This is a genomic window from Nocardia lasii, from assembly GCF_042658545.1.
In the GTDB taxonomy this organism is placed as follows: domain Bacteria; phylum Actinomycetota; class Actinomycetes; order Mycobacteriales; family Mycobacteriaceae; genus Nocardia; species Nocardia lasii.
This window is the reverse complement of record NZ_JBHSQN010000011.1, coordinates 409,333-420,147: the sequence shown is the minus strand read 5'-3', so window position 1 is coordinate 420,147 and position 10,815 is coordinate 409,333. Positions and strand designations below refer to the sequence as shown.

General features: G+C 70.9%; 8 protein-coding genes and 1 pseudogene. 4 read left to right on the top strand and 5 right to left on the bottom strand.

The genetic code is table 11. The features are described 5' to 3' along the window. A partial coding sequence (locus tag ACFP3H_RS17975) for a hypothetical protein (RefSeq protein WP_378607395.1) occupies window positions 1-569 on the top strand: 569 nt, incomplete at its 5' end. 28 nt (window positions 570-597) lie between these two features. On the opposite strand, the gene ACFP3H_RS17970 is transcribed toward ACFP3H_RS17975, so the two are convergent. Genes ACFP3H_RS17970 through ACFP3H_RS17960 form a run of 3 tightly spaced genes read right to left on the bottom strand, consistent with a single transcriptional unit; the run spans window position 598 to window position 4,162 of the window. Further along, entirely contained in the window at window positions 598-3,090 is a 2,493-nt protein-coding gene (locus tag ACFP3H_RS17970; protein ID WP_378607392.1) for an FtsX-like permease family protein, read from the bottom strand. After that, entirely contained in the window at window positions 3,087-3,779 is a 693-nt protein-coding gene (locus tag ACFP3H_RS17965) for an ABC transporter ATP-binding protein (RefSeq protein ID WP_378607389.1), read from the bottom strand. The genes ACFP3H_RS17970 and ACFP3H_RS17965 overlap by 4 nt, the downstream gene beginning before the upstream one ends. 59 nt (window positions 3,780-3,838) lie before the next feature. Beyond that, on the bottom strand, window positions 3,839-4,162 hold the full coding sequence (locus ACFP3H_RS17960; protein ID WP_378607386.1) for a hypothetical protein: 324 nt from the start codon (window positions 4,160-4,162) through the stop codon (window positions 3,839-3,841). A 156-nt stretch (window positions 4,163-4,318) separates the two neighbouring features. Here ACFP3H_RS17960 and ACFP3H_RS17955 point away from each other — a divergent pair, with 156 nt between their 5' ends. From ACFP3H_RS17955 to ACFP3H_RS26320, 3 genes and pseudogenes are all read left to right on the top strand, one after another. Continuing rightward, on the top strand, window positions 4,319-5,638 hold the full coding sequence (locus ACFP3H_RS17955; protein ID WP_378607383.1) for a sensor histidine kinase: 1,320 nt from the start codon (window positions 4,319-4,321) through the stop codon (window positions 5,636-5,638). A gap of 26 nt (window positions 5,639-5,664) precedes the next feature. Beyond that, window positions 5,665-6,324: a response regulator gene (locus ACFP3H_RS17950; protein WP_378607474.1), complete on the top strand. Its 660-nt coding sequence runs from the start codon at window positions 5,665-5,667 to the stop codon at window positions 6,322-6,324. Window positions 6,325-6,365: 41 nt separating this feature from the next. Then, a pseudogene (locus ACFP3H_RS26320) lies at window positions 6,366-7,193 on the top strand (serine/threonine-protein kinase); the annotation flags it as partial. A gap of 2,422 nt (window positions 7,194-9,615) precedes the next feature. Here ACFP3H_RS26320 and ACFP3H_RS17940 read toward each other — a convergent pair. Both ACFP3H_RS17940 and ACFP3H_RS17935 read right to left on the bottom strand, forming a co-directional pair. Further along, window positions 9,616-10,116 (bottom strand): NADPH-dependent FMN reductase, encoded by a 501-nt coding sequence (locus ACFP3H_RS17940; protein WP_378607377.1) that lies wholly within the window; start codon window positions 10,114-10,116, stop codon window positions 9,616-9,618. Between the two features lie 12 nt (window positions 10,117-10,128). Beyond that, window positions 10,129-10,794 carry a hypothetical protein gene (locus ACFP3H_RS17935; protein WP_378607374.1) on the bottom strand — a complete coding sequence of 222 codons (666 nt, stop codon included), beginning with the start codon at window positions 10,792-10,794 and terminating at the stop codon, window positions 10,129-10,131. Window positions 10,795-10,815: the final 21 nt, after the last annotated feature.

Sequence of the window (10,815 nt, the reverse complement as noted above, 5' to 3'; positions counted from 1 at the left end):
TCGAGGCGGAGGGGGGTGCTCGGGTGACGTCGGGGGCGATGGCGGAGGGGCCGGATGCGTTCGCGCAGAGTCGGCGGGTGTTTCCGACGTTGGTGCCGCAGGGGGAGATGAGTGACGGGGTGGGGTATCGGGGGGCGCGGTGTGTGGGGGTGCGCGATGTGGGGGAGTTGGCGTGGAAGGAGTCCGCGTTGCAGTGGACGCCGATCGAGGTGGGCTGGCAGTGCGAGCGGGCCGAGGCCCAGGCGGGGTCGGTGAGCTATCTGGTGCTCGAGTACGCGAACGCGGGGCAGGCGCGGTCGGTGGTGGAGGCGCTGCCGGGTGCGGTGCGCTACGCGGGCGACAAGGACGGCATAGCGTTCTCGTTGCGGCGGTGGGTGATTCCCGACCCGGTCAATGTCCGCGCGCAGACCGCCCACCAGGTGGTGAGCTTCCCCGACGACACCGACCGCGCGAACTACGTGGTCCTGGTGATCCGGCGCGGCAGCAGCGGCGTCGCCGGGGCCCCGCGCCCGTCGGCGCAGGAGGAGGTCATCTCGTGGTGGGAGGAAGTCCCACTGGAGAACCGGTGACCGACCTGGTCGGTCACCGGTTCCTGCCTCAGTCCACGGCCAGCGCGGCCACGATCGGCATCCGGGCCGCGCGCAGAGCGGGCGGAATGGACCCCAGCAGCGCCAGACCCAACGCCGCCGCGCCGTAGAGGGCGATCAGCGGGCTCGGTCGGTACACGATGTCGATGGTCATCGCGTGTCCGATCGCGACCGTGGCCAGGTACTGCACCGCGATGCCGACCACGAGTCCGATTGCCGCGCCGATGAATCCGATGCCCGCGGCCTCGGCCAGCACCGAACGCAACAGGAACTTGCGGTTGGTGCCCATCGCGCGCAACACCCCCAGTTCGCGTCGCCGTTCCAGCACCGACAGCATCAGCGTGTTCAGCAGCGCGACCGTGGCCACCAGCACCACGATCCACAGGATCATGTTGCTCATCGCCGCGCCCTGCTGCACGCCGGAGGAGATCGCGTCGATCGTCTCGGCGCCGGTGTTGACGTGGATCTCCGGCGGCACCTGCGCCCGGACCGCCGCGCGCACGGCGTCGGGGTCGGCCCCGGCCGCGTACTTGATCGACAGGATGGTCTCGCCGGGACGCTGATACCACTCGCGCAGCTGGTCGAGGTTCATCATCACCACCCCGGACACAGCCGTGAAGTACGGAATCACTTGCAGCACAGTGGTTTTATGCTGACCCGAGGGCGTCGGCATGGTGACCTCGTCACCGACCGCGAGCGAGAGCGACCGCGCCACATCGCGGGTGATGACGATGCCCTCGCCGCGCCGCATCTGTTCGATCACCGCCGCGTCCACGTCACCGAGGCGAGCGTCGGACACCGTCGTCGAATACCCCTGCAGCATCACCCGCCCGCTGCCGATGGTCGCGAACGCCATCTGCGCGGGCACCACCTGGTCGACCCCGGGGACCTCGGCCAGTTTCTCGGCCAACCCGGCGGGCAGCACGGGCCCGGTCGGGAACTGCTCGACCGCGCTCGGGCTCACGTAAAGGTCGGTCTCGGCGAGGTTTTGGAACGAGTCGGTCGCCGACTTCACCATGTTGCCCGAGGCCCCACCGAGCGCGACCACCGCCGCGACGCCGATCATCACCGTCATCGCGGTCGCCCACACCCGGCGCGGCGCGCGCTCGAGCGAGGTGGCCCCGAGCGCACCGGGCGCCCCGAACCAGCGGGCGATCCCCGCCGAACCACGCACGATCGGCCCGGTCGCGGCGAAGCAGAGGAACACCGTCGCGGTGAAGGAGGTGGTGATCGCCCCGAGCGAGAGCCGCCCGAGATCGGTGAACGCCACCGCGATGGCGACGGCCCCGAGGATCAACCCGGCGACCAACGCCACCCAGCGCAACACCTTGCCGGTGGCCGCCACGTCCCCGGCCTCCACCGGCGCCAGTGCCTCCACGGGCGCCACCTTGTACACCTGCCTGGCCGCGATCGCCGCCGCCACCACCGTGGACAGCACACACGCCGCGATGGCCGCGGGGATCGCGTAGTTCGGCACCTCGAACTCGGTGCGCGCCTCGACCGACTGCACGATCGCGGCGGGCAGCCTGCCGATCGCGAACCGTCCCATCAGCGCGCCGACCGCGGCGCCGATCGCCCCGCCGACCAGCCCGAGCAGGGCCGCCTCGACGAGCAGGTCACGCACCATCGGCCCGCGCTTGCCGCCGATCGCGCGCAGCAGCGACAGCGTCGAACGACGTTGCGCCACCGCCATACTCATGGCGTTGTAGATCAGGAAGGTCGACACGATCAGCGCCGCCGCCGAGGACATCAGCGTGGAGTAGCGCATGATCTGGATCGCGCCGCCGGCCTGGGCGGTGCGCAGACTCGGCTCGGCCACCACCGCGCGTCCGTCCACCACCTCGGTGAGAGTGGTGCGCAGCGCGCCCACATCGGTGCCCGGTTTCACCACGATCTGCACCGAGTCGAGCTTGCCGACCCGGTCGGTGAGGAACTGCAGCAGCGGCAGCGGCCCGGCCACCACGTGTCCGCCGTTGAGCCGACCGGTCGCCCCGGAGTCGAGCACGGCGGCCACCGTCGCGGTCCCGGCGCCGATCCGCACCGGATCGCCCTCCTGCAGACCCATGGCCGCGCCGACCAAGACGCCGCGTTCGGTGGTGGCCAGCTTGTTCACGTACTGCGCCATCGGTCCGGCCAGGTCGCTGCCCAGCGCGGTGATCGTCTGATCGGCGCCGATCAGCAGCGCCCGATCCTCGCCGGAGCCGAGCGTGCCGCGCAGCATCGGCACCGCGGCTTTCACCCCCGGCGTGGCCGAGATCTGGGCCAGCATGGCCTGTTCGAAGCCGGCGTCGGTGATGCCGGTGATCTCGAGATCGGCGCTGCCCGCCAATCCCTTGGTGAGCTTGTCGACCGACCCGGTGACCGAGCCGGAGATGCTGAGCACGGCCACGATCAGCGCCGCCGAGACCCCCATCACCGCCCCCGACAGCAGGGTTCGGCCGGGGTGGCGCAGCAGTTCACCGAAGTTGAACAGCCACAGTCGATTCCAGAGCGCGGCGATCATGCGTCCACCCGCGCGGCGACCCGTTCGTCGGCGCCGATCTGCCCGTCGCGCAGGGTGATCACCCGGTCGCAGTAGTCCACCGAGTTCATGTCGTGGGTGACCATGACCACCGAATTGCCCTGGGCGGTAATGTCACCCAGCAGGCCGAGGATGGCGGCGCCGGTCTTGGAGTCGAGGTTGCCGGTGGGCTCGTCGGCCAGGATCAGCGGCGGATCCATGATCAGCGACCGCGCCACCGCCACGCGCTGCATCTGCCCACCGGACAGCTCCGCGGGACGGTGGTCGGCCCGGTTGCCGAGCCCGACCAGCTCGAGCAGTTCCAGCGCGCGCGGCTTGGCCTTGCGTAAGCCGGTGCCGTCCAACAACTTCGGCACCGCGACGTTCTCCCACGCTGACAGCGTCGGCAGCAGGTTGAAGAACTGGAACACGAAACCGACCTGCTGGAGCCGGAACGCGGCCTGGGCGTCCTCGTCGAGATCGCCGATCTCGGTGCCGCGGAAGCGAATCGAGCCCGCGTCGGGCCGGTCCAGTGCTCCGAGCAGGTGCAGCAGGGTGCTCTTGCCCGAACCCGACGGCCCGATGATCGAGGTGAACTGGCCCGCTTCGATGCGCAGGCTCACCTCATCGAGCGCGCGCACCTCCTGATCGCCGACGCGGTACTGCTTGACCACGTCGGTCAGTTCCAGCATGGGCTGGCTTGTGTCTTCGGATTCCGGCATGGTTGTTGTCCCCCAAGGAGATTCGGATTTCAGCGTGCGAATGCGCGGTCGCGGGTAGTCTGCCCGATCGTCGGTCTCGCGTCGAGAACAGCACGCAACGCGGGCTGCTCGGCGGCCAGTGCGAGGTAGGCCTCCACCGGCGTGCGGCCGTCGATCTCGGCCAGTTCGAGCTTGACGTGCAGATGGTTGTCCCAACGGTTGGCCAAGGCCTGGATCAGCCCGTCGACACCGCCGAAGAGTCGGTCCAACTCCTCGATGCCGTCGAACAGGGCCGGATCGTGCGGGTCGATCGCGGCCCTGGCGAGCACGGTGTGCACGATCTCGGTGCGGTGGTGCAGATCGGTCCAGGTCATGGGCTTCACCTTCCGTGAGCGGGTGTGTCCAACGCTACGGTCGACGAACCGGCGAAACGTCGTGCCCCGGACCCGACTTCCTCTCCTACCTGGGTAGGAGAAGGGCACCGTTCCCGGGACGATGCTCGCCGTCGGCGCGGCGACTAGCCTTGACACATGGATGTCAGCCACGCCATCCCCGCGAACACGCCGGGCGAGCAGCGCCCCCGGCGCGGGTTCGGGGTACCGGCGGGGCTGTCGCGGTGCTTCGAGACCGTCCGTCAGCGGATCGATGCGCTGCCGTACGACTATCCGCCCGCGGTCATCATCGGCGCCGATCTCGCCCTGCTGGTCATTACCACCAGCGCGGTGATCCAGCGCCACTCCTACTTCCCGAATCCGCTGCCGCTGATCGCGATGGCGGTGGCGTTCCTGCCGATCCCGCTGTTCGCGATCTTCGGCGTGCACCCGCATCCCGTGCTGTTGAAATCGAGCGCGCTGGTCTCGTGCGCGCTGTTCCTGCTCCAGCCGGTCAATGCCGATTTCGCCCCGTTCGTGCTGGTGATCGTCGCCGGTGAGGTGGCCGCGATCGCCTCGCGCGGGATGACGCTGGGCTTCTCGGCGCTGGCGATCGCCGAGTTGGTCGCGTTCGATCTGGCCGGGCACGTGCACTGGGGGATCCCCGGCGAACGCCTGCAGGGGCTGCCGATGTACATCCTCGGCATCCTGCTCGGCACGATGGTCGGGATCCTGCTGCAATACCAGCGCCGGTTCCTCTACCAGGAACGGCAGAATCAGGCGATCCGCTCGGGGCAGGCCGCCGACGACGAGCGCCGCCGGATCGCCCGCGAGGTCCACGATGTGATCGCCCATTCCCTCTCGATCACCCTGCTGCACCTGACCGCCGCCCGGCGTGCCCTGCAAACCGACGACGACCCCACCGAGGCCACCGAGGCCCTGGTCGAAGCCGAACGCCTCGGCAGGCAGGCGATGGCCGACATCCGGCGCACCGTCGGCATGCTCGACGCGGGCCCGGCTCAGACCGCCCCCGAACCCGACGCCGTCGACATCGACGAGCTCGTCGGCGACTTCCGCCGCGCCGGCCTTGCCGTCGACTACGCCCGCGCGGGCGAACTGAGTCGGGTGAGCGGCGCGATCGGCCACGCGCTCTACCGGATCGGCCAGGAATCGCTGGCCAACGTCACCAAACACGCGCCCGACACCGCCGCCGTCGTCCGCCTCACCGTCACCGCCGACGCGGCCACCCTCGTCGTGTCGAATCCGCTGCCGACCGGCGCCGCACCCCGCCGCGACACCGGAATGGGCGTGCGTGGGATGCGTCGACGCGCCGAACTGCTCGGTGGCACGATCAGCGCGGGCACCGGCGACGACGGCTGGACCGTGCGCGCGGAATTCCCGCTCGACACCGCCGGGTGCTCGACCATCTCGACCATGCTGCCGAGCCTGCTGCGCGGCAAACCCCAGGAGGACGCGTGACCGCCGCAACGCCGACCGAGCAGCTGATGACGGTGCTCGTGGTCGACGACCAGGAACTCGTGCGCGGCGGACTGCGCCGCATCCTGCGGCGCCGCGACGGCTTCGTGATCGCCGAATGCGCCGACGGGGACGAGGTGGTGGCCGCCGTAGCCGCCGAACGCCCCGATGTGGTGCTGATGGACCTGCGGATGAAACGGGTCGGCGGCATCGATGCGACCCGGTTGCTGCACGCGCGCGGCGACGCCCCGCCGGTGCTCGTGCTCACCACCTTCGACGACGACCAACTGCTCTCCGGCGCGTTGCGCGCGGGCGCGGCGGGCTTTCTGCTCAAGGACTCGCCCGCCGAGGATCTGATCCGCGCCGTGCGCACCGTCGCGGGCGGCGGCGCGTGGCTGGATCCGGCGGTGACCGGACGGGTTCTCACCGCCTATCGAACAGTGAAACCGGTCGGTACGCGCAACGACAGCCGCCTCGGCGAACTCACCGCACGCGAGTACGAAGTGCTCGAATTGATCGGTTCCGGGCGGGTCAACAGCGAGATCGCCGCCGAACTCGGCATCTCCGAAGTCACGGTGAAAAGCCACGTCGGACACATATTCGGCAAGCTGAGCCTGCGCGACCGGGCCGCCGCGATCGTGTTCGCGTTTGACCACGGTGTAGTAGCACCGGGAGAATCTTCCTACTGAGCAGCAGGTCCGGCGGACCTGCCAGAAGTGGGAGGCGGACGCTGGTGGGAGCACCTGGGTCACGGACGGGGAGCGGTTTCGGCCCCTACGAGTTGCGGTCGCTGCTGGGCAAGGGCGGCATGGGCGAGGTCTACGAGGCCTACGACACCGGCAAGGACCGGGTGGTCGCCCTGAAGTTGCTGGCCGCCGAGCTCGCCCAGGATCCGACCTATCAGGTCCGGTTCCGTCGGGAATCCCAAGCCGCGGCCAAGCTGGCCGAACCGCACGTCATCCCGATCCACGACTGGGGCGTGATCGACGGGGTCCTGTTCATCGATATGCGCCTGGTCCCCGGCAGTGATCTGCGCTCGGTGCTGCGCGGGGGCGGGCCGATGAGCCCCGACCGCGCCGTCGCCGTGGTCGAACAGATCGCCGCCGCGCTCGACGCCGCGCACGCCGGGGGACTGGTGCACCGCGACGTGAAACCCGCCAACATCCTGGTCACCCCCGCCGACTTCGCCTACCTCGCCGACTTCGGCATCGCCCACACCGAGGGCGACAGCGCGGTCACGCAGGCGGGCACCGCGGTCGGCTCCTACACCTACATGGCGCCCGAACGCTTCGACGTTGGCCCGGTCTCGCACCGCGCCGACATCTACTCGCTGGCCTGTGTGCTGCACGAATGCCTCACCGGCGCTTCGCCTTTCCCGGCCGCGAGCATGAGTGTGCTGGTGCGGGCGCATCTGTCGGAGGCACCGCCGCGGCCGAGCACGTTGATCCAGGGCATTCCTGTCGGGCTCGACGAGGTCGTCGCCACGGGCATGGCCAAGGATCCTGCCGCGCGATATGCGACGGCGGGTGCGCTGGCGGTGGCGGCCAGGCAGGCTCTCGCCGCCGGTGGGTTCGGTGGGTATCCGGGCGCGTCCGATCCTGCCTTCGCGGGCCGCGAGGTGAGTGCCGGTTCTGCCGGGGGTGCGCTGGTGCGTGGACCCGGTGCGGCCCCGGGGCGCGGGTTCGCGGCCGCGGCGGGCTTCGCCGCCGGTGCCGGACGTGGTGTCACCGCCGGATCACCGAGCGGGGCCCCAGGCGTTGATCCGAACGGAGCGCCGATCGGCGGCGTACCGGTCGCCGGCGGCCCGAACAGGGTGCCCGGTGGGGTCGTACCGCCCGGTGCTCCGGGCGTCGGCACCCGTTTTCCCGGCGCGGAACGCGGCCGACCGGCCGGGGCGGGTCGTGGTGCCGCGTCCGGCGCCCAGGCCGGTGCCGATCAAGGGGGCGCCACCGGGCCCGGTGTGGTCCGGCGGGCCGCGCCCGCGGGGTCTGCCGAGTTGCGCGGGTCCGCGACCGGGGCGATGCCGGTCGGTGCGCGCAAGGGCGCCGAGGAGTCCGACAGGGTCGAGCCGCCGACGCCGACCGGGGAGTTCCGGGTGATCGGCGCGGTGACCGCGACCGGTGGCGTCGAGACCTCGCGCAGTCAGTCGAGCGCGACGGGGGCGCAGCCGACGCTGATCGTGCGCCCGCCGGACGCGCGCGTCGTCGGCGCGGAGACCTCCGGGTTCCGTCGTGTTCCGGCCGAGGGCCCCGGCGAGGTCTCCATCCCGGCGGTGATCCAGCCGACCGGCCCCGCCGAGATCCGCCCCGCCGACGCCGTCTTCACCCCCCTGCCGTCCACCGACGAACCCGAGCCCGTCGTCGAGGCCCCGCCCGCCTACACCCCCGACCAGGGCCTGCCGAGAATGCGCCCGTTCCCCGACGCGCACCTCTACGACGGCGCCCACCCCGGCGAAACCTCCGCCCCCGTCCCACAGGGCCCCCGCCCCGCCTCGGCCACCCCCTACCCGGCCCCGACCGGCCCCCACCGCCTCCCGCCGAACCCGGAGCAGCACCGCGCCGCCCCCACCCAGCGCTACTCCGCCGAACACCCGCTCCCCGGCGCCTTCACGCCCCCGACCGAGCAGTACAGCGCACCCCCCACCCAGCGGTTCCCCGCCGACGACCTCTTCGGCAACGACCCCGCCGCCTTCAGCCCACCGACCGAGCAGTACTCCCCCCACCCGCAGTTCGGTGAGCCCCGGGACGAATTCGCCGGTCCCGCTTCCTCCTTCGAGGCGCGAGACGGCGCGCGTTTCGGCGAACCCGCCGGCTTCGACGACCCGAAGGACGAATTCGGTAGCCACGCACCGTTTTTCGACGAGCGAAAGCAGGCCGGCTTCGAGGGTGGATCGAACGGCCCCACCCCGCCGTTCGGTGGTCCGGCGGGTCGGTTCGACGAGCACCGCGACGGATCAGCCCGTCCCGCTCCGGGATTCGACGATCGCGACGACGCCGGGTTCGGACATCCGGCAGGTGGACTCGACGACCCGAACGACCGCTTCGACGACCCGCAGCGGTTCGCCGCCACCCAGCACTACGATGGCTCGCCCGCGACCGAGCAGTACGACCCCGCGCAGATCCAGCGGGCCGCGCCGACGCAGCACTACGGCGTCAACCCGGCCGACGAGGACCCGCAGCGCGCCCAGCAGACCCACCAGTACCGGGGTGGCGCGGCGCCTTTTCCGGCCCATCAGGCCGACGATCCGGCCCGGTCCGCCGCGACCCGCCAGTACGGCGAGAACGCCTACTCCAACTACGACGAACCGCCCAGCGCCTACGGCGACCACGCCTACCGCGACCCGGCCCCGGAGCACGGTTACGGCCCGGAGCACGGCTACGCCCAGGAACCGGTCTACGGTCCCGACCCCGCCTACGGCCCCGATCCGGCCTGGTCGCACCAGGACCAGCGGCCCCGGCGCTCGGTCCTGATCCCGGTGTTGATCGGGGTGCTCGGCGTGATCGTGCTCGTGGCGGGCGGGCTGGTGGGGTGGCGGCTGATGTCCTCGGTCGCCGAGGAAACCACCACCGCCGCACCGACTTCGGTCGCCCCCGGTGGTTCCGGCGGACCCGCGGGCAGCACCGCCCCGCGCGCCACGACCGCGGCCCCGACCACCTCGGCGGGCCCGGTCACCCTGCCCGCGGGCGCCCAGCCCTGCGGTGCGGGGTCGGGCACCGGCGCCTACGGCAAGGCCGCCATCGGCACCCCGGTCACCAGCTGTGGTTTCGCCGAGGCGGTCCGGCAGGCCTACGCCGCGGGCGGCAGCGGCGGCACGCGGCCCGTGGTGGCGACCAGCCCGGTCACCGGCACCACCTACACGATGCAGTGCACCTCGGACGGCAAGCTCGTCACCTGCACCGGCGGCGAGAACGCCGTGGTCTACGTGTACTGACACGACACGGCCGCGGCCCCCTCGGGAGGCCGCGGCCGTGTGAGCAGTCTCAGCTCGCCGACGCCACCGCCACCACGGTGTCACCGAGCCGGTTGAGGGTGTCGGGATCGCTCCACGACCCGGTGATCGAGATCCCGTCGGCCACCACATCGGCCCCGGCGTCGCGCAACAGGTCGGCCAGGCCCTGATTGATCACCTCGCCCGGACCCACCGTGATCACCCCGACCGGCTTGCCGCCGACCGTCGGCGCCGACTTCGGCCCGGCCAGCCAGTCGATGACGCTGCGCGCCAGCGGCGGCACCGTGGCGCCCTCGGCGGTGAACAACAGCACCCCGTCGGCTTCCAGGGTGGAGCGGCGCAGCTGGTTGGCGATCAGCGGGCGCCCGTCGTCGGTGTCGAGTTCGGCGCTGTAGGCGGGCAGGGTGTCGAGCTCGGCCAGGCTCACCACGTCGATATTGTTGCGGATCGCGACCCGCTGGGCCTCGGTCGCCAACTGCGCCGAGGTCGAATCCTGCGCCGGATCGGCGACGAGTGCGAGCAGATATGACATCGAGGTCCCCTTCTACTTCGCGTCGTCGAGGATCTTCTGCGCCGCGGCCTCGATCGCCGCGTCATTGGCCGCGCTGAGATCGATCACCCCGACCCCGGCGATCCGCTTCGCCAGCGGCGGATTGATCTCCTTCAACCGCTTCACGAAATCGTCGGCCACATCGGAATTGCCGCGCCCGTGCCCGAGCAGCACGAAATCCTCGGTGCCGATGTCCTCGATCAGGGTCACCGCCAGATCGTCGAAGTACTTGACGAACACCTGGTCGTCGTCGTGGCCGGTGCGCCGGGTCACGGTGCGGATGTGGTGGGCGACCTTGTCGTGATTGATCACGTCGTGTTCGGTGTCGGCGACCTCGGGGGTGTCGAGATTGAAGTGCAGCACCCGAGCCTTCTCGCTGTCCATCGCGACCACGAACATATCGCCCGACCCCTTGAGATCGGGGTGGTCCTTGAGCAGTTGGCGCGCGTGCTCGATATCGCCGATCGACACCCGCCCGTCGTGCTGGCGGTGGAACACCTCGCGGTGACCGTTCATCTTCACCGCGAGCCGGTCGCCGTGCTCCTGGTCCACCTCATCGGCGATGTCGTCCCACATGCTGATGAACTGCGTCCACAGAATGTCGCGCGGCGCCGGATGCCCGACGATCGAGGCCAGGGTCTTTCGCGTGTGCTGGTTCATTCACGTCTCCTCGAAGAAAGG